Raw genomic sequence first — 25,074 nt, 5'->3', positions numbered from 1 at the left:
CTATTTTTAAAATGACTACTTATCCTAAATTACACAATGCTACCTGGCCCGGAATTGTAGGCAAAGGCCCCGATTCAGAGCCCGTTATTTCACTCGATAAAATGCTCGCCATGACAGCCGCCGCGGAAGTCAATGGCACTAAGTTTGATGGCGTTGATATTGGGTTATTGCCTCCTCATTTCGATATTGAAAGTGGGAAAGATGGCGCCAAAGCCCTAGCCGATAAAGTGGCCGCTCATGGCTTAGAAATTGGGAGTTTAGTGGCTCCTATTTGGGCAGGGAATGCGATGGGGGATAAAGACGCGCGCGATACGTTTGTGGACATGGTTCGCAAAACCTGTGAAATAGGTGCGGAACTGCGCAAATTAGGCATTCGTCCGAATGGCATCGTTCGGATAGATTCTGCTGCGGGCGTGGCTGATTGGGCCAAAGATCCTACAGGTAATTCTAAGTTAATTGTGGACACCTTCCAGCGTGCATGTGATGTAGCTGCAGATTTCGGTGAAAGATTGGCTGCCGAAGGAGAGATTTGTTGGGGAGGCATGCACTCTTGGCGGAATATGATTCAGACATTAGAAGCCGTAGATCGCCCTAACATTGGATTCCAAGCGGATATGTCCCATACCTTACTTTACACGATGGGTTATAATTGCCCCGAGGACCGAATTTTACCGGTTGATTATAACTGGGAAAATCGCGAGATATTAAAAGCGTCATTAAAAGAATTGACGGCAGCTCTTCGCCCATGGACAATCGATTTTCACGTGGCTCAAAATGACGGTACGGTTCATGGAACTGGAAGTCATGATAAGACGGGTCGCCACTGCTTAGCGACCGATCCTAATGGGAAGTTGAACATCGCTGAAGATGCTGGATTCTGGTTAAGAGATGCGGATGGACAAGTAACAAAAGCATTCAAGCATATTTGTTGGGACGGCTGTATGTTCGGCAACTCCGTAATGGAGCAACAACAAACCTGGAATGATATTTTAGCGGCCATGATCGACGTGCGTGAGGCACATGGTTGGTCATAATAAACCTATCCCCTATGAAACAAATACGAATTGGATTAATTGGCACAGGATTTATGGGTAGAACCCATTCTAACGGATATAACCGTGTCCCTAATTTTTTCCCGGAGCTTACCTGCAAACCCGTTTTACAAGCCGTTTGCTCGCGGAACGAGGCCAGTGTGAAAGCTTTTGCAGAACAATGGGGATACGCCTCTTATGAAACCGATTGGCGAAAACTAATTGCCCGCGACGACATCGATGCGGTGGATATTTGTACACCAAACGACACACATGCTGAAATCGCGATTGCCGCAGCTGCAGCTGGAAAAATGATTTTATGTGAGAAGCCCTTGTCTCGCACTTTGGCTGAAGGAGAGCAAATGGTGGCCGCGATCGAGAAAGCTGGCGTGGCGAATACGGTTTGGTATAATTACCGTCGTTTACCTGCGGTTAGTTTGGCTAAGCAAATCATAGATTCGGGAAAACTGGGACGTATATTTCATTACCGAGCTAATTTCCTCCAAGATTGGACCATTTCACCTGATTTACCACAGGGAGGTGCCGGAACATGGCGATTGGATGTGGACGCAGCCGGTTCAGGGGTTACGGGGGATTTATTAGCTCACTGTATTGACACGGCCATGTGGTTAAATGGTGGGATTACAGATGTATCTGCGATGACGGAAACCTTTATCAAAGAACGCGTTCACGTTAGTTCGGGTGCCGTGAAAAAAGTAGGCATTGATGATGCGTGTATTTTCCATTGCCACTTTGACAATGGCTCTTTAGGCCTTTTTGAATCAACACGGTATGCGCGTGGCCACAAAGCCCTTTATACGTTTGAAATAAATGGGGAGCATGCTTCCTTGCGTTGGGATTTACATGATTTAAATCGCTTAGAAATGTTTGATCATGCGGATGATGATTTAACACGGGGATGGAAATCCATCTTAGTTACAGATGGCAATCAGCCTTACATGGACAAATGGTGGGTGCCTGGTTTAATTATTGGGTATGAACACAGTTTTGTTCATCAAGCAGCTGACTTTTTAAAAGCTATAGGTGAAAATAAGCCTTGTGCCCCCACCTTCCGAGACGCATTACAGACACAGCGGGTTTGCGAAGCGGTGATTGAATCGGCAAATACAAAGTCTTGGAAAGATACGCAGGTGGAATGGCCCTAAATACGCGTTTACTCGTAGTTGAGGATGTTCTATGATTTTTCCAAAGCCCTGGTGATACCAGGATAGTTTAACAAAAAGAGGCCGATGATGGCCTCTTTTTGTTTTAAGGGTCAAAAGTGGATCAACTATTAGTCGATAAACGCTTGATTTGGCCTTCTGTAAAACCCCAACTCGCTTTTGATTTTCTTGCTTGAGATAACGATAGATAATCCTTTAGATGTTTCTGTAGAAAAGGAATAAGTCGATGATGTTTTATGTTTGCGCTTTCCCCTAGCCTATTCCATAGGTGTAAAAGGTCTTTTAAATCTCTCGATTTAAGAGGGGTTTTTTGAGAGTAAGCAAGCATTAAATCGGATTTTGTATGATTCCCAAATCCCTGCCAAATGCTAAATTTCTTTCCTCGCAAAGGGCGTATCAGAAATAATTTCAACGTTTTATTTTTAATCAGAAGCTGAAGGATGAACAGTAGATTCACAAAACAAAATAAATCATAATCAAACCACAAATACACTTCCCCGCCATTGGGGATGCGTTGAATCTTTTCAAATTCTGTAACGGATTTTATATGATATTCCTCCGTAGGAATTGCATACGTTTTTTCCAAATAAGTCGCTCTAGCTTGAAATAATTCATTAATAGAATCGGCCTTGATAGGGCCCTCCACAAACATTTCACGAACAATTAAAGCGTTTTCTGCTTGTAAACAATCTTGCAGAAAATCTCCATTTAATATATGCACCTTCACTATAGTATTCATCTAATGATAGGCAAATCTACTAAAAAGATGATGCTAAAAATACTCCAATAGGACCTGATGGAGAAGAGGGCTCAATGGTCATAACTAATTACTCTTGCTATTTTCCAGCTACCCTTGTCGTTCTTCCAAATCATTAAGAATTTGAAAGTACCTATTTCCAGTTTACCATTTTCAATGTGTTTGAATTGGTGTTTACCAATTTCTATTGCGCCATAACCTTCTATGGGATGCACTTCTAGGCTCTCATTTAGTAGATTTCTTTTAAGGTCATATTCTCTATTGAAAATAGATTGAAAGTTCGAAAACACTTTCTCAAAGCCGATTAAGCCTCCATTATCTTGGTACCACTCTAGGTCTTGAGTAAAATACGTCTTCATTAAATCCAAATTCTTAGAATTGTACGCTGCAAATAAGGCGCTATCCAGATTAGCTATTTTATTATAAAGATCGGCTGGGGTACTCGCCACTTTTCTTTCGTTTTGGCTTTGAGCGAAAACACTTGTGCCAATTGTGAAAGCGAAGGCTAGCAGGATTAGATTTTTCATGGGTAAATATACAAAAGATGCTTACGCCTAACTTGCTGATAGAAAACAAAAAAGCCGATCATAAATGATCGGCTTGATGTTATAAATAATTCCTTAAAAACAGCCCTTATATTTTAGAAAGATTTTCTAAATCATTTAAATCTTTTGCCCTACCGCTAAGTTTTTTATTCCTTTTGAGATCATTTATATGAATTACTTTCATGGGAATTTCTTCAAACACGGTATTTAGCGCATTTGTATAAATTTCATGAAAAGTAAAACCAGAGATTTCTTTCAAAATTTCAATGCATACTGGGGGCCTTCCAAATGTATACACATTAATTTGGGATTGATGTAGAAAGGAATCTTCAGACATGTCAAAAAGCGGCATTTGAAATTGTTCAAATGCATGGGCCAATTTTTTGTAATTACTTTTTGAAACTTCTACAAATATATCTAGATCTCCTGTCGTTCTGGGGAATCCATGATAGATAACAGAATATCCTCCAACTAGGACATAATTGACTTCATTTTTATTTAGGGCCAATAAAAATTCTTGAAAATCTAGATTAAAAATATTTCCCATGGCTACATTTTGCGCATTGAAAAAGCCGATTTGTCCATTTCAGGGGGATTCCCAAAAGTATAATTAAAAGAAACACTATTTAAATAAGCAAAAACCTTACCAATTTCTTCCTTACTCATTCCTAAATAGTGTGTAACCTCTTCCTTCTTTTCAAAAAGGTTTCCTGAAGCGCTATATGTCCTATCTAATTTATACATAATCAAATATACTATGAATTTTTAAACCTTCAATCAACCAATAATACACCAACAAAAACCATTCATTTCTGATCGGCATGCTTACTTAATGACTGCATTTATTTTGCCCCATAGTTCGTTGTCAAAACCGGATATTGCAATATTTGAATTTGTAGGATCCGCCCCATCTCCCATTCTTATTACAACCATTTTTTTACTTGGAATTACATAAATTCGTTGGTCATTTGCGCCCATTGCGGCATACATATCTGCTGGCGCATTTGGCACTAAAAAACCTGGATTAACCGTTTGCTCACCAGGAAGCGTAAAACTCTTTTCCCCATTTAACCACCATAGGTAACCGTAAGAAGGATTGATGTTTTGCGAGGTAGAAATGCTCTCATTAAAAAATGATTCATTGATAATCTGTTGGTTATTCCATTTTCCATTGTTCAGCGCCAAAAGGCCAAATCTTGCCATGCTTCTTGTATTGCTTTGGTAAATGGTAAAAGTTGTTCCAAAATTCCAAACGCCATCCATTCCGATTCTATTCTTCAGTTTTTCGTTGAAATAGTTTTCAAACGACTTATTACTTGTTTTTGCCACTACATCCGTCAACTTTTGGAAAATATTACTGTAAGCCCATCTAGTGCCTGCATCAGCCACATAGGTCAAGTTCTGTTTAATCACATATTGTTTTGAAGCATCGTTGCCTGCGGTCATTGTCAGCAAATTTCTTACTGATATTAAATTTTCTTTTGGCAATGGCATACTTGTCCATTCTGTTCCTAAATAATCCGATACCTTGTTGTTAATATTCAATAATCCCTCTTGCTGTGCAATTCCTGTTGTGGTGGCGACTAAGGTTTTGCCTGCACTATTCCATACCCAAGTAGTGCTGGCTGTATGTCCATTAAAATACTCTTCCATGACAATTCGTCCGTTTACGAGAATCATAAAGGATTTTGTATTTTTTTGAATAAGAAAATCCTTCAATGGTTGAACTCCTTTTTGATCCCATCCCAAACTTGAAATAGCTTTAGTTTCCCAGGTTGAACTTGTATTGGAAGGGAAATACATAGAATCAGATGGTGCCGGTTCGACTATTTCATCCTTTTTGACACAACTTGAAATAAATAATAAGATCAAAAGCAAAAAATTAAACGTCTTCATAATCGTTCTATTTTATTAATTCCCCAGTAGACAATTCACCTCAACCTAATCGTTTAGGATTGTAAATTTAAGAAAAATGAGATATAGAAAATAGGTAACATTGCCGCCACAGAAATTATCTCTTTACAGAAAGTTATATAACTTTGAAGGAAATTTTTAATAAATAACCATGGCAGAAAATAAAAAAAGATACATTTTAGCCTCACTCATTATTCTGCTAACAGGGGTAATGTATATTTCCGTACAAGCACAGCAAAAAAATGGTACAAATCGCCCTAACTTTTCTGGCCAATGGCAAGCCAAGGAGGCCATCAGTATAGGCGGCAATATTTTTTGCTCCTATGACGCGGGCGATCGAATGGCTTCTAAAAGTATGAAAATCGTAGAGCGGGGAAATTTTTTAACCATAGAAAACCCGGCTTCAAACAACGCTTCTGTTAAAGGTCTGGAGAAGATGGTCTTCGATGGGAAAACAAGACAAATTAGTCATGACCAAGAAAACAGAAAGACCTTTAGTGTAAAATTGTCCAATGGAGGTCAAACCATGACCATTCGATCGATAGCCTATTTTATCACAGGCACTCCTTATAAGGTCAATAAGAAACAACAAGCATATACCGATGTGACTGAGGTTTGGAACTTGAGCAATGATGGTAAATCTATTGCCGTTTTGGCCAAAGCAAAATCGAACATTTGGAAGGAAGAGCGTTCTTGGAAGACGGTATTCGATAAAATCAATTAAATTTCAAATTTGGATAATTCCCTTATAAGACAAGCGCCATTTGAATATTGCAACGCTCATAAGATGTATTGCGTCCAAAGACTTCAACAAATCCTAACTTTCGGTACAAGCTTATGGCAGGTGTTAACAGGGTATTGCTCTCTAAATAAAGTGTTTTTGCACCGATAGACCTTGCCTTGTCTTTTATGGCTTCCCCGATTAACCAACCAATCTTTTTGCCTTGTGCTTTAGGCGCGACTGCCATTTTCGACAGTTCAAAATCATATAACGGATCGTCCATTTTAATTAATGCACAAACTCCAACTGGCTCCTTATTTAATAAAGCAACCAGAATATGACCTCCATTTTGTAAAATATAACTATCCGCATGGTCTAAGGCATTATAATCAGACGCCTCCATTTTAAAGTAGGTAGAAATCCATTCAACATTTAAATCCCTAAATACGCCCTTATAAGCAGATTCGTAGTTAACTATTTCAATTGTATCCATGCATCAAAAATAAGAATTACTTTTTCAGGTTTGTATATTTTTACCAAACGTTAGATTGTTTTTGCTCAGAAATCATTTAGCCCTTTGGTAGGGAATGGAAGCCTAACTTGCTGATAAAAAACAAAAATGCTTATCAGTTCTGATCGACTCGCTCCCCTTACCAACGAAAGATGCAGCTTAAACTAGTATTTGTGAATACTATTATTTTTTTAAATTTATACTAACTTCATGACTCACAATAAATTGAAATAGAATGCCTTTTTTAATTTTATTTTCTTGGTTCTCTATTATTATAGGGTTACTATCTTCCACTAAATTGGATATAACTCAAAATATAGACTCAACTCCAAAGTTTAAATTAATCCCTGCTCCTAAAATTACATTCAATTCGTTTGTGGATTGTAATATGGCAGAAGTTTGGATTGGCGATACATTTAGAATCTTTCCTGGCAAATATGGCGAAGACCCTTTATGGGGTTATGCAAGAGATTTAAAGTATTCAGATGGAGAAAATGCAGAGGTTGTTTTTAAAAACCCTGCTAGCAAGTTCTTTAACCCTAGTATGCCTAGCAATGCATCTATAGGACAGAAAGGCTTGCATGGAGCTGTATGGTTTGAAACTGTTTACCAAGATTCTAAAGATAAAAGTAGTAAAACATTATATGGAATTTACCATAACGAAAATTATCCAAGCACCTTACCATACGATTCAGTTAACAAAGAGGGATATAGAAATGTGCTTTGGCCACAAGGTTTGACTGGTCCAGAAAGTCCTGCAGCTGTTTGTAGAATTGGTGTGATGAAATCCATTGATGGAGGTAAAAGCTGGGATAACAGAGGCATCTTTATTGAGGATTATGACCCAAGAATGATTAGAAAGCCATTTAATACTTCAAATACTTTTGCGGGCGGTGTTGGAGACCCGTCTGCTGTAGCGAGTGGCGACTATTTGTATTTATTTTATGGAGAGTATGGTTATCCTGGCGTGTATGATGAAAAAACGTATACCGTTCAAAAAGAATGGAGTGGTCAATGTATAAGTATCGCACGTATCGCTTTGAAAGATCTAGATTCTCCAGTTGGAGAAGCAAAAAGATGGGATGGCAAATCGTTCTCTATTGCTTACGATAGTTATGGGGTTCCAGTTCGTTCTTTACAAATTCCAATCAATGAAGGTGGCGGTGGCGCTTCTTCACCTACAGGTGGATTTCATTGGGGGCCATCTGTTAGTTGGAATACTTATTTAAATTGCTGGGTAATGATGATGGGGAAAGTGGAGGGGAAATCATGGCAAGGTGATAAGATCTATATTTCATTTAATAAACATAAAGATTTGAGTACAGGAAACAATAGCCAAGATTGGTCAAAGCCTGAATTGGTATTTCAGAAACCGGGATATATTTTATGGTACCCTTCATTACAACCATTAAATGACCCCAATGATATCAAAGAAAAATACACATCCGTTAAACTTGGGAAGCGTGCACGTTTTTTTGTAAAAAGAATTAAACCAGGGGATGATGAATATGCGTCGGAGCATTACATTGAATTTGAAAAGTAAATGAACTACTGGCTTGCGCAGTGTGGATCCCTTAATAGATGGAATGTTGCAGCTGGAAATCCTATCTTTTAAGATTTAGGAAAGATTAATAGTGGACAGTATCATTTGATTTGCCCTTCATCCTTCAAAATCACATCTACTTCTATTGAGGCACAGCCTGCTCTAAATGACCCCAAAAGGGAACTGGCTGAAGGTAGTCGTTGTGCGAATGAGCCGCAAATGCAGCTTTGCATTGTGAATACCCACTAAAAGAGGCAAGAATTAACAAAGGAATAATGTTATAAGCTAAACACAATATCATAACACTTTGATTATGTAATTTTAATCCAGTTCACACAAATTAATGAGAACTTAAAAATTTAAACTTTTGGTCATGAAAAACATACTTTCACTCGCTCTTTCCTTCCTGTTGTGCTTTCCCATGCTTGCGCAAAAGCTCAACCAAACGCAAATTATTGGTAGCCATAATAGCTACAAAAGTGCCATAGCACCCGAGATCCTTACTTACCTCCGTGGCATGAATGCCAATACTGCCAAAGGACTTGAGTACGAGCATGCGCCACTTGAAAAACAATTGGACATGGGTTTGAGAAACTTAGAACTTGATGTTTTTCACGACCCTCAAGGTGGCCGATATACGCAACCTAAAGGGATAGAAATGATCAAAAAGGGAGGAAATCCCAACTTCACCTATGACCTAGAAAACAAGTTGTCTCTACCAGGTCTCAAAATGTTCCATGTGCAAGACATTGATTTTCAGTCGCACTACCTCGTTTTTGCAGAGGCCCTTCAGGCACTCAAAAAGTGGAGCAATTCACACCCGGACCACCACCCCATCTTTATTCTGGTAAATGCAAAAGATGCTCCCATCCCAAATACGGTTCGTCCACTTCCCTTCACTGCGACGGCCTTGGACAGCATTGACTTGGAAATCAGAACGAACCTCGGCTTGGAAAAGCTAATCATCCCAGACCAAGTGAAAGGAAGCTTTGCCTCCGTGGAGCAAGGTGCCCTCAACGGCAACTGGCCAGCCCTAGACCAAGCAAGGGGTAAATTCTTATTTGTATTGGACGAAAGTGAAGAGAAAATTAGAACCTATTTAACTAAAAAACCAGGCTTAGCCCGTGCAGTATTTTTCGTCAATCTCAAGGAGGGTAACCCAGAAGCTGGATTTCGCATAATCAACGATCCTATAAAAAACGAAGCCTATATTCAAGAATTGGTTCGAAAGGGCTATATGATACGTACCCGATCCGACTCGGGCACGGAAGAGGCTCGCACCGAAGATTACACCCAGTTTGAAAAAGCTAAATCCTCAGGAGCCCAGGTCATCTCCACCGATTATTACCTCCCATCCAAGCTATTCAAATCCACGTACAAGGTGTCTTTTGAAGGCAACAAGTTTGAACGAGCAAATCCAGTTCTAAACCCTAGTAAAAAATAAGTTGAAAACTAAATTTTAGGTTCCTGTTACCCTTGGGATGGCCCTCAAATTTTTCAAGAAATCAAGAGAATCCACTAATTAAAGAGATTGGAAGAAGAGCATAAAAAAACCGATCGACATCAGCCGATCGGTTTTTTAGTTTTAAAAGTTAATTTATCCTCGCAGTTATATTTGGTATTTTCTAATTAATAGCCAAGATTCTGAACTAGATAACCTTTCTCATTAGAGGAACCATCAATGGCTCTCTGAGGAATTGGAAACAATCTTTTGTTTGGATCAGAACCTGTCTTTCCGGTCCAAGAGCCATCGTACTTGCCAAAACGGATCTGATAGTTTCTTCTGAATGCTTCCCAATACAATTCAAAACCTGATTCTCTAAACAAGATATCTGTCGTTAGTGTAATCAAAGCAGCTGGACGCTGACTTGGTCTTGCAGATCTTGAAGTTCTCAAAGTATTGACATCAGCCAAGGCACCTGCATTGTCTCCATTTCTCAATTTCGCTTCTGCACGCATTAAGTAAATTTCACCCAAACGGATCAACACCAAGTCAACACTACTGAAAGAACAGCAATCTTGACCTGTACTGCTGAATTGATACTTCGAGAATCGGTAACCTGTATTGTGCAAACTCCCTTGCTCTGTGAAATCAACCTGCAAATTGTGATTAACATAAGTTCTGTTGGCGCCGCTGGTTCTTGCATTGATAACTGGATAGATTCTTACTTTGCCATCAGGACACAAGATAATTTTTCCACCTGCGTCTTTTCTTGGTCCCCAAAGAACCCCACGAATGATCCCTCTGTCAATTTGGAAGGACTTGGCATCCACGCAGTAATATTGGTTCTCGTCGTTTGCAGGAGTAATACCTGTCAGGTTCTGTAGATTTGCAGGAACCATCGTTTGTTTCATGCTAAAACGAGCATCTGCCACCGCTGGATCTACTGAACCATAAGCATCTACCCAAGTTTGGTAAAAATCTGTGGTCATCGCTGCCGCATCAGTACCACGGGTATTTGGAAATTCAGGTCGTGGAACCAAGTCGCCCGAGATGGACCAATACTGCCATCTTTGGTGTTCTGTCTGCAATACACCGCGCTGATCCATTGCGAAGATAAGCTCACGGTTGGTGCTATTATTGTCTCCAAAAATGTCGAAATACTCAGCAGAAAGAGCATAGGGTCCAGCGATGATTTCGTTGGTGTACTTGATCACATTGTCCATATCCTCTTTTTTGAAGGCTGGAGTTCCGTAAGGATTACGATAAACTGCGGCATTCAAGTATAACCTTGCCAATAGTGCTTTCACGGAAAACTGGTTAAATCGACCAGGACCTTTATCACTTTTAATAAGATCTTTTACCGATAGCAATTCAGTTTCAAGGTAAGTAACAGCTGCCTGTCCTCTTAAAATCTCAGATTTTTCGTTAGTCGCATTTTTCTTAAATACCAAGCCCCAGTTGTCAAGAATCATCATGTTGATGTACGCCTTCATAGCAACCATCTCATAAAGCGCGTCCTGAGCAGCTGCATTGCCCTTTTTAACTTCCAATTTCATTCGCTCTTCTGCGGTCAATGCACGAGACAAGCCTAGCGTCATATAGGTCCAAGTATCACCTACCAAGGCATTGCCTGGGGTAGTGAGGTGCTGGTGAACAGCAATGAACTTACCACCATCAAACCAGTCTCTTCCACCTCGGTAAGGAAGGATAGCTTCATCAGAAGCAATCTCCTGAAGACCGAAATTTGCTGTGTGTAACCAGATCGCACCTCTCAAAAAGCCGTATACCGGACCAATTGAACCACTTACTACTTCCGCCTGACCTGAACCCGTTAGGGATTCGTCAAAGATATCTTCTTCTAGCGTTGTACACCCGAAAAATGCGAAGAAGAACACCGTTAACGGCAACAATTTAAATACTAGTAATTTTTTCATTTTTTATCGATTTTATAAATCTTTTATTGTAATTAAAATGTTAGGTTTAGACCAATCAAGAAAGTTCTAGACTTAGGGTAAGTAAATCGATCAATACCGAATGTTTGAATGCCTCCAGAAGTTGAACCTGTGTTCACTTCCGGATCAAATCCAGAATATTTTGTCAAAACGAATAGATTTTGACCGGTCACAGAGAATTGAATGTTCTGGAATGCTTTACCTAAGCCTACTTTACTTGGCTGTACATTGTACGCAAGAGTGGCGTTATTCAATCTTAGGAAAGATCCATCCTCTAGGTAACGGGTAGATACAATGTTAGCGTTAGCTAAGGTTTCGGTAGGATACTGCACTGCAAAGTCTGTAGTATTGTTAGACTGAGCTAATAAAGCCTTAGGAAATAAGGTCATGTTTGTATGGTTAAACACCTTACTTCCAGACATACCATTAAAGTTCAAGCCCAACTGGAAATTTTTGTAATTGAAGTTGGAATAGAATCCATAAATGAATTCAGGAATCGCACTTCCGACAACCGCTCTGTCGTTGTCCAACACTTTACCATCCTTATTTGTGTCTTTATAGACGCTGATACCATCCTTTACTCCTTCAAACTCGTACATGTAAAAGGCTCCAATCGGCTCATTGTTGATGTATCCGTTGATGGTAGCACCGGTCTGTCCAGATCCTTGAGCAGCACCCGTCACCAAAACAGCATAAGGAGAATCAACTACTTTGTTTTGGATATAGGTAACGTTACCTCCCACATTATAGGTAAATGAACCTTTTGGGTCAGATTTATAATCCAAGGCCAATTCTAGACCGTTGTTCACAATCTTCATATCTGGGATATTATTCCAGAATGTAGCGGTTGGCTGAATAGGGTCAGCTGGAACAACCTCCAAGAGAATATTGGAAGACACCTTGCTGAAATAATCCAAGGTACCTGACAATCTAAAGTTGAACAAGGAGAAGTCAACACCAAAATCTAGCTGAGAAGATACTTCCCATTGCAAATTGGGGTTGGCCAATCGCGTATACGTAATTCCGTAAGGATACTTATCAATCGTCGTTGCTGAAGGATCGAGAGGGTAGGTGTTAAAACTTCCTGCACCAGTTGCCAATCTGTTTTCAGAGAAACTTGCAAGGGTGATTTTTGAAGGAATTTCCTGGTTACCTGTTACACCGTAGCTGGTACGAACCTTCAAGTTATTGAAGAAAGAGTTGGCCATAAAACTTTCGTTGATCACGTTCCATCCCAAGGCAACGGAAGGGAAGTAGCCATACTTGTTGTTGGCTCCAAACTTTGAAGAACCGTCAGCTCTAAACGTTGCTGTCACAAGGTACTTATTGGCAAATGCGTAATTCAGTCTACCAAAATAGGATTGCAATTCATTTCGTACAGCCCCAGTGTTCACGGCAGTTGGGAACGTTCCCGTGCTAGTCTGATCTTGGTATCTTGGCTCAATGGCGTTGTTTACAAAGCCCTGGAAAGAAATAGTCTTGCTTTCATCGCGCAAATCTTGGTAAGAGTGTCCTGCCAAGAAGGTCAAATTATGAGACTTTAAAGACCAATTGTAGCTTAAGGTATTTTCTACAAGCTGATTAGTGTTAGGATCAAAAGTCAAATCCAACGCACCATTCGAAATGTTACCCTCGTTTACTACAGATGGAAATGGCTTGTACTGCACATCGCGGTTGGTCGCAGAATAATCCACACCAAAGTTCATCTTATAAACCAAGCCCTTCGCAAGCTGAAGAGAAGGAGAAATAGAGGCCAATATTCTGTTATTGATAGCCATGTCTTGGTAGATCTGATTTCTTCTCAATGGATTAAGCGAATTGGTCGGCAAATCTGTTGGCTGTCCATTGGTATACGCTGGAATCGTTGGGTTCAAGGTGATCATATCGCTGATCACAGAAGAAATCGCAGGACGCAAGTTCTCCGTACGAGAAGCAGTTAAGTTGTAGTCAATATTCAACTTACCGTTTAACGCCTTCTGGTTGATGTTCAATTTACCAGAGTAACGCTTCAAGTTGCTGTTTTTCAAAATACCATCCTGATCTTGGTAGCCAATTGAAGCAAAATAGGAGAACTTGTCACTGGCTGCACCACTTAAAGAAAGGTTTGCATTTTGAGCAATACCTACTTGAGTCAATTCGTCTTGCCAATTGGTATTTCCTTTCAAATCAACTAAGGTTCCACCTACAGCCTTTACTTGCGCACGGAAAGTGGCAGCATCAAATACAGGAAGCTGGTTTGGAAGGGAAGCGAATCCAGTAGACAAATTAAGGTTTACTTGACCCTTACCTGATCCTTTTTTGGTAGTGATTACCACTACACCGTTGGATGCTCTCGAACCGTAAACTGCTGTTGCACTTGCATCTTTCAACACGTCAATACTCGCAATATCGGCTGGGTTAATGAAGTTAAGCGGGTTTGTGGCCACACCAGTAGAGGAGTTGTCCAATAAAAAGCCATCCACTACATAAAGTGGCTGGGTTCCAGAACGCAAACTACCTACACCTCGAATGATCACATTTTGGTTAGCTCCTGGCTCACCACTTGTGGTGGTAATGGCAACACCTGCCAATTTACCTTGCAAAAGCTCACCTGGGTTGTTAACGACTCCTTTATTAAAATTTTCGCTTTTCACAGAGGAAATTGCTCCCGTAACATCAGCACGCTTTTGGATACCGTATCCAACGACCACAATTTCATTTAGCTCAGAACTGTCTGGCGTTAGTTCAATAGATAAGGTGGTTAATCCATTCACGGAAACTTCCTTTGAGTCGTAGCCCATATAAGAAATCACCAAGATGGCGTTTGTTGCTACATCCAGAGAAAATTTACCGTCTGATTTGGTAACAGTACCTGTAGTAGTGCCTTTAACACGGATAGATGCTCCCGGAAGTGGTGCACCATTTTCATCTAGTACAGTTCCTTTTACCAGTCCAACTGGTGCATTTTTGTTGTCGCTAACTTTGCCCGTCATTTGAGTTTGTTGGGCAAAAGTAAAGTTGAGGGTAAGCAGCAAACATGCCATGATTAAACCCCTCCAAAAGATTTTTTGTGCAATCATAATTGAGTAATAGTTTGGGACTGATATTAATTGATTTATTTGTCCCCAAAACTATCTTAAATCTTTTGTTAGAATATTAAATCCGAATTAACAAACAAATAAGAAGTCCTTTGAAAAATTAGCTTTGAGAAACCATTTCTACTAAAATTGGCTCTCTCCAGATAAAACTTTGATAATACTATTTATTCATTCGACAATTCATCCACCTTCCAGAGTAAGGTAAACGACAGTGCTCCCGCTTTTCATTATGCTAATTGTCCTATAATTTGACGGCTTCTATGCGTTTTCATTTTCACAAAGATGGGGAGGTTTTTAAACGAAAAAAGTCGCCATTTCTGATGACTTTCGTGTTTGCTCCCATTACAGACGAAAAATGCAACTATAAAGCGATGATTGAGCATGTAACTATTAGGAAATTATTTAACAAGTCCACTCTCATCAATCTTAAATAACCACTCTTGGTCAAAACAGTCATTAGATACTGTACGTCGTCAAACTAAAGTGGACTTTTCCTAAAGAAGTGTTTCGTGTTTTTGTGAATGTATAATTTCTTTTTTTTCTTGTTTCCATTTTGTTAAGTTAATAATTGTTTGGAAACACTCCCTATGAAATAACCTCTATCGGTCCAATTTTGCTGACGATTTACAGGAGAGATATTAAAAAACAAAAAATCAAATAAATGTAAAATGACATTTACGAACCCTTTATTTTTTACTTACACAGTTAATGGGATAGTGCCGTAACTAATTTCATTTTGGTACTACAAAGCATTCACTTTCTGCAACTTTACACGAAGTTCAACCCTTTAATTTCCTGATACTGGCAAGTTCTATCAAAGAAAACGGCTGCAACATTCCATCTATTAAGGGAGCCTAAAGAAAAACCGATCCGTAATGATCGGCTTTTTCTTTGTCTATCTTGTGTTAAACTAATTCCACCCTCCACCTAAAGATCGATATATATTGACTTTAGCTTTTAACTGATTTAGTTTGGTTTCAATCAATTCAATCCTTGCATCTAATGCTTCCCGTTGCGTTAGTAAAACTTCAATGTAATCTGCTTTCGTAGCAATGAAAAGTTTGTTCGAAATGTCAATAGATTGATTTAGGATCTCCACCTCTTTTGACTTAGTTTCATAACTTTTTCTATAATTATCTATAAAAGATAGATGGTTGACTACTTCAACGAAAGCACTCAGAATAGAACGTTCATATTCGTATGCAGCAATGATCTGTTTTTCATTTGAATTTTTATATGCCGCTTTAATACCGTTCTTATTAATCAAAGGAGCAACCGCATCTCCCACAAAATTAAAAAGGATTGATTCTGGTCTGAAAACAAAACTTGGATTAAATGCAGTAAAGCCTGTTCCTGCACTTAGGCGGAAGGATGGATAAAAATTGGCTCTGGCAATTTGCACATCTAATTTTGAACCAGCCAAAGCAAGTTCTGCTTGTCGAATATCGGGACGATTTAATAATAGTTGAGATGGAATACCGCTTTGAATCAATTCAACTGGAATATCATTCAATGAGCCTTTGGTTCTAGCAATATGATGCGAGAAACTACCGGATAAGAAATTAATTTTATTTTCAGCTTCAACAATATTTTGATGAATAGTGTACTGCAAATTTTGAGTATGCAATAATTGTGCTTCAAATCGGTTTACAGCTAGCTGAGTTACTTTTGCTGCCTCTTTCTCCAATTTGATCATTCTAAGTGCATTTTTTTGAAGTTCAATATTTTGCTCAACAATCGCTAGTAAGTTATCAAGAGATAACAATTCATAATAAGCGGTAGAAACTTCAGCGATCAAATTCGTTACCATAAAATTTCTACCTTCTATCGTAGAAAGATATTTTAGCGTAGCTGATTTTTTAGCATTCCTTAGTTTTTTCCAAACGTCTAATTCCCAAGAAGCATAAACGCCAACTCTAAAATCTCCAATATGCGTTGGTCCAGTTTCTGGCCTGGCTTTTAGATCTTCCTCTGAAATACCATCAAAAGTGTATCTACCCGTTTTTTCTACTCCTGAAACGGCTCCAAAATTAAGAAATGGCAAGTACTCCCCTTTTCTTGATTGAATTTCATTTTTATCAATCTCGATTTCACGAAGTGCAATATTCAACTCTTGATTATTTTTTAAAGCAGAATCAACAATCGCAATCAAGTAGGGGTCATTAAAATACTGACGCCATTTTATGGCCGCTATGTTGGTTAAATCTTGAACGGTATTATAGTATCCGGGAACTGTTTTGTTTTCTTGCTTACTAACTAATGCAGGGATTTTACATCCAGCAAAGCCTATACAAGTAAGCAAGAATATATATTTAAATTTCATTTTTTTTCCTCCTTATTTTTTTGATGATGTTTTTGATTTGTTTAACAAGCGCGGAATCTTCTCTATTTTCCACCAATTCCTCTGTTAATGGGTTTAGATCTTCCCCTTTAATGAGTGACCTGCCTTCCTGAAGTTTTGCGAAAATGTAATAAAGTCCAGGAATGACAATGACGCCAAAAATTGTTCCGAACAACATCCCTCCAAGGGCCGATGCGCCGATCGTGTGATTCCCAACTGCGCCTGGACCTTTTGCCAATACAAGTGGTATCAATCCTGCAATGAATGCAAATGAAGTCATAAGGATTGGGCGGAAACGAGCTTTAGCGCCCTCAATGGCTGCCACTAAAATACTTGCACCTTGATTTTGTTTTTGTACGGCAAACTCAACAATCAATACGGCGTTTTTGCCTAGCAATCCTACCAGCATAATAAGCCCAACCTGTGCATAAACGTCATTGGACAAATGCATTAATTTTAATAAAAAGAAAGAACCAAATACCCCAGGAAAGATGGAAAGTAAAACAGCCAGTGGTAATATAAAACTTTCATATTGTGCAGATAAAATCAGGTAAACAAAGAAGATCACGACTAAGAAAATATATAAGGCTTCATTTCCTCTTCTTGATTCGTCATAAGAAATACCTTCCCATGCAATATCATATCCTCTGGGCAAAGAGGTTTTAGCCACTTCTTTGATAACCTCAATCGCATCCCCTGAGGAATATCCGTTTGCAGGAACACCATTGATTAAAGAGGAGATGTATAAATTGTACCTAGATATTTCATTTGGACCCTGTGTTTTCTTGATGCTCATGAATGCAGAATAAGGAACCATTTCGCCATGATCATTTTTAATGAACATATTTAAGATATCGGATGGTTGCTTCCTAAATTCTGGGGATGCTTGCGTATAGACTTTATAGTAATTATTAAAGCGGATAAAACCTTGCTCATAAGTACTACCGACCATAATATTTAAATTCTCCATAGCTTCACCAATGGAGACGCCTTTTTGCATAGCTAAACTATTGTCAATGAAAATTTCATATTGGGGATATTTTGCAGAATAAAATGCAAACAGTCCACTTAGTTCTTTTCGTTTTTTCAATGCCTTTACAAACTCCGTATTTACCTTATCAAATTCTTGGTAATCTACATCACTACCTTTGTCAAGTAAACGTAAAGAAAATCCATCTGAGGTACCATAGCCTGGAACAGCGGGTGGTTCAAAGTATTCGATATTGGCTGGGAGGTCTTTAGATTTTTCTTCTAGTTCTTTTATCACCTCTTTTACATTATTCTTTCTGTCTGACCAGTCTTTTAGATTAATCAAACAAGTACCGGCATTGGAGCCACGACCTTCTGTTAGGATTTCATAGCCTGCAAGTGAAGTTACAGAAGCAACACCTTCAACTTCTTTTGACAGTAATTGAAGTTTTCTAGAAATCTCATTGGTACGCTCCAAAGTAGTTCCTGGAGGAGTTTGAATGATGGCGTAAATCTGCCCCTGATCCTCGTTTGGAATGAAGCCCGCAGGAAGTACTTTATTAATGCCCATGATACCAAGGCCAAAGACAAACAAAATTCCAAAAGTCAAAGTTTTTCGATTGACAATTAAAATAAGCAGCTTTTCGTATTTGCCAGTTGCGCGATCAAAGCTTTTGTTGAACCAGTTTAAAAAAAGATTGATAGGTGTTTTCCTCTTTGGTTTACCATGTGTATTCTTGAGCAGAATAGCACACAAAACGGGTGTAAGGGTTAAAGCGACAAATCCCGAAATAACAATAGTACTTGCCATTGTTAATGAAAATTGACGATACAACACACCAACAGGGCCAGTCATGAATGCAACGGGGATAAATACAGATGTCATGACTAGGGTAATGGCAATAATCGCACCGCTAATTTCTACTACGACCTTTTGCACCGCTGCATATGGAGAAAGGTTTTCCTCCTCCATCTTTACGTGAACAGCTTCTACCATTACGATGGAATCATCAACAACAATTCCGATGGCTAGTACGAGTGCAAATAAGGTGACAAGGTTAATGCTAATACCAAAAGCATTCATAAATACAAATGCGCCAATCAACGAAACCGGTACTGCGAGTATAGGAATAATAGTAGAGCGCCAGTCCCCCAAAAAGATAAATACAACAAATGCCACGAGTAAAAATGCTTCCAATAAAGTGTGCAATACTTTTTCGATCGAGGCGTCTACGAATTTGGAGACATCATAGTTTATTTCATAGTCAATTCCCGGAGGAAAATCTTTTTTCAATTCGGCCAATTTTGTTTTAACATCGTCAATCACAATCCTTGCATTACTACCTGGATTTTGCTTTAAGACCAACGAAGCAGAAGGATGTCCGTCTTTATTTGAGTAGATGTCAACGAATTCAGAACCTACTTCAACTTTAGCAACATCTTTAAGTTTCAAAATCTCACCTTCCGCATTCGCTCTCAAAATAATATCGTTGTATTGTTCTGGCGTATTGTACCACCCTTTATAAGTAAATACGTATTCCTGAGATTGTGCTGTTTTACCCGAACTGAGCCCTACACGACCTGGACGAGCTAGTACACTCTGCTCATCTATTGATTTTAATACATCTTTCGATGATATATTGTAAGCCCTCATGCGTTCTGGATTCAACCAGACACGAATGGCAAAAGATCTGCTACCAATCGCTTGCGCAAGCCCCATCCCTCTAATACGTTGTAATTCCGGAAGAATAAAGGTATTCGCATAGTTGAAAAGAAACTTTTCATCCACTTTATTGTCTTTGCTATACAGGTTTAAGTACATTAACATACTGGGTTGCATTGGAGAGATAATCACTCCTTCGCGTTGAACAAGTGGAGGCAGATTGGTCATGACCTGATCTACTCTCGATTTAACCCTTACAGCCGCAAGTGTTGGATCTGTACCTGGCTCAAAAATGATCTCGATACTTGCTTCACTCGCACTTGTAGCATCAGAAAGCATATACTGCATTCCCTGTACACCATTGATGGCGCGCTCCAAAATGGTTAGAGTAGATTTTACCAATACGTCTGCATTGGAACCAGGGAATTCTATAAAGATGTTTACCCTTGGTGGAGCAATCTCCGGAAATTGTGCAATCGGAGATTTTGTGATTGCAATGAAACCCAAAAATACAATTGCCAATGATAACGCAATGGCTAGTACGGGTCTTTTTATGAAATTTTTAAACATGATTGTTTATTTTATCGTGCCATTATTCGGCGTGAATATTTTTGATTTCAGCCAATTCTTTTTTCAATGAAACGACTTTGAACTTAATTTTTTCGTTATTTTTTACCTTGCCTAATCCTTCTAAAAGAATTTTATCAGTTGGTTTTAGTCCAGAGGCAAGAACATAAAAGTGTGGAATTTCTTGCGCGATAGTAATCTCATTAGATGCAATGACGCCATTTGCATCCACTAAATACACATACTTCTTATCAAGTACATCAAACGTAGATTTTTGTGGAATGAGGATGGCATTTTTTAATTTAATAGGCATCATGATATTACCTGTTTCCCCATGACGAAGGATTCCTTTGGGATTTTGGAAGGTTGCTCTAAATGCAATATTGCCCGTTTCGTTATTGAAATCTGCCTCGATGGTTTCCACATAACCAATCGTTTCAAAAATTTCTTTATTGGCCATTTGTAATAATACTTTTTGCTTGTTTTTGGATTGCACTTTTTGGATATAATCCAAATACTCAGATTCTGCTACGTTGAAGTAAACCCACATTTTACGATTATCTGAAAGGCTTGTAAGTTGTTGACCTTCTTCTACTAAGCTTCCAAGTAGCGTATGAAATTTGTCCATAATGCCATCAAAAGGAGCACGAATTTCAGTGAACCCAAGATGCGCTTGTGCGATTTGTAATTCTGCGTTCGCTTTATCTAACTTCGCCTTAGCTAGTTCCAATTCATTAGCAGAAACAACGTTCTCATCTGCTAGTTTCTTGGTGTTTTTATATTCAATCTGTGCAAATTTTTGCTCTGCTTTTGATTTTCCAACCTCAGCCTCGTATATGGCTGGCATAAGCTTAAACATTATTTGCCCCTTTTTTACCATTTGCCCCTCGTCTACAAATATCTTTTGTAGATATCCTTTCTCTTGAGACCTAAGTTCTATATGCTTTGCAGAATGAATTTGAGCAACGTATTCTTTATAAATAGTGGTATCTATCTGTATTGGGCTAGTAACAGTAAATGTCGTTTCTTTTTCTTTTTCAGCTTCATGTTCTGCACAGGAAGTAAAAAGTAGGATGGTTGCTGCTATAGCAACGAGTGGGAACCCTTTCATTTATTTTATTTGAATGGTGATGTAAATACAATAGAAGAAACACACAAACAAGAGATTGCTTATATGTTATTACGCAACAATTAATGCGTTAGAAAAAATGAACTTAAGATAAGTCGCTCTTCCAGGAATGGTAGAGCACAAAGAAGGGCATTTCAACTTTGCTAAGATTAGCAAAAGCTAAGCTTAAATAAAGGGTATTCGCTAATACTGAGTAATGAATTGAATTGAAATTCCAATTACTGGAGAGTGACGCTTTTAAATAGACGTGTTCGTTTTGAAGTTCATCTTCTTCAAATTCTACAAATAGGTCAGTTTGACTTTGATAATGCTTTACAGAAGTTTTTTCAAAATGGGTATTTTGAGTAGTACCTGAAATTGATTTTGAAAGTCCGAGTGTAGATTGTAAAGGTGCAAAAGAAAAATGCTGAAATAAGCTTATAAAAATGAGCAAGACAATAAAACGTACATTGACTTTTTTCATTAGTTTCATGCCTTTGCTATGATGCATTTTTAACTGTATTCTTTATTTGTAAGTAGGTGTAATATTACAATGGAAATACAGGTTAGCCTAATATATCTGAGTATTAATTAAATTTTAAGACTAATTCAGCGTCTTGTCTGCGTAATAATAACTTTCGCAAATAATACTGGCGCTCAAACATTGAAAACGGCTGCAACATTTCACCTATCAAGGGAGCCACACTGGACAAGCCATCAGAAATGATGGCTTTTTCTTTGTCTATCAGTGGGTTAGGCTAGTTGCATCTTTTCTTATATTTACCATATGAAAACACTTCTTTTTGTTCTAACTTTCTCTCTATGTGGAAATTTATATTCCCAAAGTACGTTGAGTCCCAAAGAATTTAAGCCTATTGAAGTTTATCATTCTGAAGATTTGATTATCATTCAAATTTCTGATAATGCATTTTTGCATACTTCATACCTACAAACAAATGATTTCGGGAATGTTGCCTGTAACGGAATGATAGTTCGAAATAGTAATGAAGTGGTTGTATTTGATACACCAACAAATAATAAAAGTGCTGAAGAATTAATCAATTTTATTATGAAAAAACTTCATTGTAAAATAAATGCGATTGTTCCCACTCTCTTTCACGATGATTGTTTAGGGGGATTAGACTCATTTCATAAGTTACAAATCCCTTCGTTTGGAAATTTTAGTACCATCGAATTAGCCAAAATAAATAATGTTGTAGTGCCTCAAAATGGATATAACGATTCCCTTAAATTAAGCCTTGGAAATACATATGCCGTTGTAAAATATTTTGGTCAAGGACATACTAAAGATAACGTTGTAGGTTATTTCCCAAAGGAGAACATATTATTTGGAGGCTGTTTAATAAAAGAACTACAGGCCACAAAAGGGTATTTGGGGGATGCCAATGTTGGAGAATGGTCAAGTACTGTTGAGAAAGTGAAACAACAATATCCAAATGTTAAAATTGTTATACCTGGTCACGGCAAGATAGGTAATCTGGACCTATTAGATTATACGATTAAATTATTTAAAACTAAGTAGAGGTCCCAATTTGGGCTAAGTATAATCCTTCAATTTCCTGATACTGGCAAGCCCAATCATGGCTTTATGATTGCAACTTCCGATAAGAGAGGGAGCACAAATCAAAAAGAGGTCATAAACTTCCCCCAATTTACAGGATGATTTCTCACTTTTAAAAAGTTGAAATCACGTTGATTAAAACCAACTCTTGGCACATTCTTGGCACAAATCGAAAATCACAGGTATAATTCCCAATTAAATTGGTCGAAAAACCACCAAACCCTCTACTGGGCTCGAACCAAGAAAATCGATTAATAGGGGGAATAGAGATGGATTTTAAACGAAAAAAGTCACCATTTCTAGTGACTTTCCTGTTTGCTCCCTCTCCTGGGCTCGAACCAGGGACCCCATGATTAACAGTCATGTGCTCTAACCAACTGAGCTAAGAAGGAATTTTGTTCCTATTGGGACTGCAAAAATAGGGGGCTAAATCAGTAAATGCAAGATAGCCCCCCGTTTTTTTCAATTTATTTCTTGTCAGCGGCCTTTTCTGCTGCTTTTGGATCCTTCTTTTTCACTAAGTCTCCTTCTTTCAACTTCTTGGCTACCGTCGCGTATGGCCCTGCAATGATCTCTTGTCCGTCTTTCAAGCCAGACACGATTTCGATATTTTCAAAATCCGAGATCCCCGTTTTAACTTGAATCATTTTCGCTTTGCCTTTCTCCATCACAAACACCACTTCTTTCGTGTTTTCCTTGCGTTTCTTCGTTTCTAAGGCATCGTTTGAGTTCATTGAATTCGTTCCATCTTCTTCTTTCTTTTCGCCTTCTGCAACAGCGCCTATTTCGCGCGTTGTCACAGATGATAAAGGAACAGTTAAGGTGTTTTCTTGTCTGTTGGTCAAAATCTCCACAGAGGCCGTCATTCCCGGTTTCAATGGATACGACAATTTACCTTTAATTAAATCCGCATAAGACGATCGCAATACACGAATCTTTACTTCAAATTCCGTTACTGCATCATTTGAAACAGCAGACGCGCCACTCGAATTCGCCGAACTCGCGATTTCATAGACCACCCCCTTGAACTTGCGTTCGCTAGAAGAGAACGCATCCACGTCGATTAATACCGTATCTCCGATACTTACGCGAGTAATATCATTTTCGTTTACATTTACCCGCACTTCCATTTTATTCAAGTTCGCAATGCGCAACATTTCCGTTCCCGCCATTTGTGATGTTCCTACCACACGCTCCCCTAATTCAACGTTCAACTTAGAAATGATACCACTTTGAGGGGCATAAATCGTTGTCTTCGTTAAATTCGTTTTCGCTTCTTTCAAAGTCGCCTCTGAAGATTTCACGTTATAGTTTGCCGCATTTACGTTTGCTTTTGCGGCTTCCAAATCTTGTTTGGCCACGGTGTAAGCAGATACAAATTGATCAAAATCAGCATCAGAAATTACCTTATCCTTGTGCAATTTCGCATTTCGATCGTTATCGATTTTAGCCTTAGAAAGACGTGCTTCGCTTTGGGCTAACACCGCCTTACTTTGTTCCATATTTGCTTTCGTCGCGTTCATTTGCGCTTCTGCACGTGCCAAAAGAGACACATAGTTATCTGGACGAATCTTTAATAATTCTTGGCCAGCCACAACTGAATCGCCTTCCGCCACATTCAAAGAAACAATCTCTCCAGAAACGTCTGGGGATAATTTCACCTCTACCTCCGGCTGGATCTTTCCAGATGCACTTACTTTTTCGATGATCGTTGAACGTGAAACCTTCGCGAACTCTACTTCCGTGGGCTCGACCTTCCCGATCCATTCCATTTTTTTGGCTAGAAATAATCCGCCAAAAATCAATACCACCGCGCCTCCGATGATCATCCAAGTCCGCTTACTGTTGTTGTTAGTTGCCATAGTTTTAATCGCGGCTTCGCCGCTCTTTAGTCGTCACTTCGTGACTTAGTCGCGAATGCGTCGCTTAGTCGTCCTGCGGACTTAGTCATCGCTTCGCGATTTAGTCGACTTCGTCTTAGTCTTTGTGACTTTATTTATTGTTTATAATTAATTCTCTAGTCATCGCTTCGCGATTTAGTCGTCCTTCGGACTTAGTCGCGACTGCGTCGCTTAGTCGACTTCGTGTTAGTCAATGGGTCGTCACTTCGTGACTTAGTCGTTGCTTCGCAACTTAGTCGACTTCGTCTTAGTCAAAAAGTCCAT

The 25,074-nt window shown here is 38.9% G+C and carries 19 protein-coding genes and 1 tRNA gene; 6 read left to right on the top strand and 14 right to left on the bottom strand.

Annotated features, from left to right (window positions below):
- Positions 1-11: 11 nt before the first annotated feature.
- Both ACST13_RS04505 and ACST13_RS04500 read left to right on the top strand, forming a co-directional pair.
- Positions 12-1,034, top strand: coding sequence for a sugar phosphate isomerase/epimerase family protein (locus ACST13_RS04505; RefSeq protein WP_459522031.1), 1,023 nt, complete (start codon positions 12-14; stop codon positions 1,032-1,034).
- A gap of 14 nt (positions 1,035-1,048) precedes the next feature.
- Complete coding sequence (locus tag ACST13_RS04500; RefSeq protein WP_459522030.1) at positions 1,049-2,197, top strand: Gfo/Idh/MocA family protein; 1,149 nt, start codon at positions 1,049-1,051, stop codon at positions 2,195-2,197.
- Positions 2,198-2,318: 121 nt separating this feature from the next.
- Here ACST13_RS04500 and ACST13_RS04495 read toward each other — a convergent pair whose 3' ends face one another.
- The 5 genes from ACST13_RS04495 to ACST13_RS04475 all read right to left on the bottom strand — a co-directional run bounded on the left by ACST13_RS04495 (position 2,319) and on the right by ACST13_RS04475 (position 5,413).
- Positions 2,319-2,954: a DUF1835 domain-containing protein gene (locus ACST13_RS04495; protein ID WP_459522029.1), complete on the bottom strand. Its 636-nt coding sequence runs from the start codon at positions 2,952-2,954 to the stop codon at positions 2,319-2,321.
- Positions 2,955-3,025: 71 nt separating this feature from the next.
- A complete protein-coding gene (locus ACST13_RS04490) occupies positions 3,026-3,499 on the bottom strand; it encodes a nuclear transport factor 2 family protein (RefSeq protein WP_459522028.1) in 474 nt (157 codons plus the stop codon).
- 106 nt (positions 3,500-3,605) lie between these two features.
- Positions 3,606-4,064: a hypothetical protein gene (locus tag ACST13_RS04485; RefSeq protein ID WP_459522027.1), complete on the bottom strand. Its 459-nt coding sequence runs from the start codon at positions 4,062-4,064 to the stop codon at positions 3,606-3,608.
- A gap of 2 nt (positions 4,065-4,066) precedes the next feature.
- Positions 4,067-4,261, bottom strand: a complete 195-nt coding sequence (locus tag ACST13_RS04480) for a hypothetical protein (RefSeq protein WP_459522026.1) — start codon at positions 4,259-4,261, stop codon at positions 4,067-4,069.
- Positions 4,262-4,342: 81 nt separating this feature from the next.
- Positions 4,343-5,413, bottom strand: coding sequence for a serine hydrolase domain-containing protein (locus tag ACST13_RS04475; protein ID WP_459522025.1), 1,071 nt, complete (start codon positions 5,411-5,413; stop codon positions 4,343-4,345).
- Between the two features lie 169 nt (positions 5,414-5,582).
- On the opposite strand from ACST13_RS04475, the gene ACST13_RS04470 reads away from it, so the two are divergent.
- Complete coding sequence (locus ACST13_RS04470) at positions 5,583-6,155, top strand: hypothetical protein (protein ID WP_459522024.1); 573 nt, start codon at positions 5,583-5,585, stop codon at positions 6,153-6,155.
- Between the two features lie 22 nt (positions 6,156-6,177).
- Here the strand turns inward: ACST13_RS04470 and ACST13_RS04465 are convergent, their stop codons facing one another.
- Positions 6,178-6,645, bottom strand: a complete 468-nt coding sequence (locus tag ACST13_RS04465) for a GNAT family N-acetyltransferase (protein WP_459522023.1) — start codon at positions 6,643-6,645, stop codon at positions 6,178-6,180.
- Between the two features lie 253 nt (positions 6,646-6,898).
- Between ACST13_RS04465 and ACST13_RS04460 the strand changes: the two genes are divergently transcribed.
- Together ACST13_RS04460 and ACST13_RS04455 are read left to right on the top strand one after the other, a co-directional pair.
- The gene (locus ACST13_RS04460; RefSeq protein ID WP_459522022.1) at positions 6,899-8,206 is read left to right on the top strand and encodes a hypothetical protein; all 1,308 of its coding nucleotides are present in this window, start codon (positions 6,899-6,901) and stop codon (positions 8,204-8,206) included.
- Between the two features lie 373 nt (positions 8,207-8,579).
- Positions 8,580-9,650 (top strand): phosphatidylinositol-specific phospholipase C1-like protein, encoded by a 1,071-nt coding sequence (locus ACST13_RS04455; RefSeq protein ID WP_459522021.1) that lies wholly within the window; start codon positions 8,580-8,582, stop codon positions 9,648-9,650.
- Positions 9,651-9,835: 185 nt separating this feature from the next.
- Here ACST13_RS04455 and ACST13_RS04450 read toward each other — a convergent pair whose 3' ends face one another.
- From ACST13_RS04450 to ACST13_RS04425, 6 genes are all read right to left on the bottom strand, one after another.
- A complete protein-coding gene (locus tag ACST13_RS04450; RefSeq protein ID WP_459522020.1) occupies positions 9,836-11,584 on the bottom strand; it encodes a RagB/SusD family nutrient uptake outer membrane protein in 1,749 nt (582 codons plus the stop codon).
- 32 nt (positions 11,585-11,616) lie between these two features.
- Positions 11,617-14,625, bottom strand: coding sequence for a SusC/RagA family TonB-linked outer membrane protein (locus ACST13_RS04445; RefSeq protein ID WP_459522019.1), 3,009 nt, complete (start codon positions 14,623-14,625; stop codon positions 11,617-11,619).
- A gap of 964 nt (positions 14,626-15,589) precedes the next feature.
- Complete coding sequence (locus ACST13_RS04440) at positions 15,590-17,002, bottom strand: TolC family protein (protein ID WP_459522018.1); 1,413 nt, start codon at positions 17,000-17,002, stop codon at positions 15,590-15,592.
- On the bottom strand, positions 16,992-20,222 hold the full coding sequence (locus ACST13_RS04435) for an efflux RND transporter permease subunit (RefSeq protein WP_459522017.1): 3,231 nt from the start codon (positions 20,220-20,222) through the stop codon (positions 16,992-16,994). Before ACST13_RS04435 ends, ACST13_RS04440 begins: the two co-directional genes overlap by 11 nt.
- 22 nt (positions 20,223-20,244) lie before the next feature.
- Positions 20,245-21,330: an efflux RND transporter periplasmic adaptor subunit gene (locus ACST13_RS04430; RefSeq protein ID WP_459522016.1), complete on the bottom strand. Its 1,086-nt coding sequence runs from the start codon at positions 21,328-21,330 to the stop codon at positions 20,245-20,247.
- 103 nt (positions 21,331-21,433) lie between these two features.
- Entirely contained in the window at positions 21,434-21,811 is a 378-nt protein-coding gene (locus ACST13_RS04425; RefSeq protein WP_459522015.1) for a hypothetical protein, read from the bottom strand.
- Positions 21,812-22,114: 303 nt separating this feature from the next.
- Here ACST13_RS04425 and bla point away from each other — a divergent pair, with 303 nt between their 5' ends.
- Positions 22,115-22,870 carry a subclass B1 metallo-beta-lactamase gene (gene bla / locus ACST13_RS04420; protein WP_459522014.1) on the top strand — a complete coding sequence of 252 codons (756 nt, stop codon included), beginning with the start codon at positions 22,115-22,117 and terminating at the stop codon, positions 22,868-22,870.
- A gap of 357 nt (positions 22,871-23,227) precedes the next feature.
- On the opposite strand, the gene ACST13_RS04415 is transcribed toward bla, so the two are convergent.
- Both ACST13_RS04415 and ACST13_RS04410 read right to left on the bottom strand, forming a co-directional pair.
- Positions 23,228-23,301 (bottom strand) — tRNA-Asn (locus ACST13_RS04415).
- A gap of 75 nt (positions 23,302-23,376) precedes the next feature.
- Entirely contained in the window at positions 23,377-24,771 is a 1,395-nt protein-coding gene (locus ACST13_RS04410) for an efflux RND transporter periplasmic adaptor subunit (RefSeq protein ID WP_459522013.1), read from the bottom strand.
- Between the last annotated feature and the right edge of the window lie 303 nt (positions 24,772-25,074).

The sequence above is a fragment of the Aquirufa sp. A-Brett2-W8 genome (genome assembly GCF_054558755.1).
The sequence above is the reverse complement of the archived record's forward strand: the minus strand, read 5'-3'. Positions and strand labels throughout refer to the sequence as shown.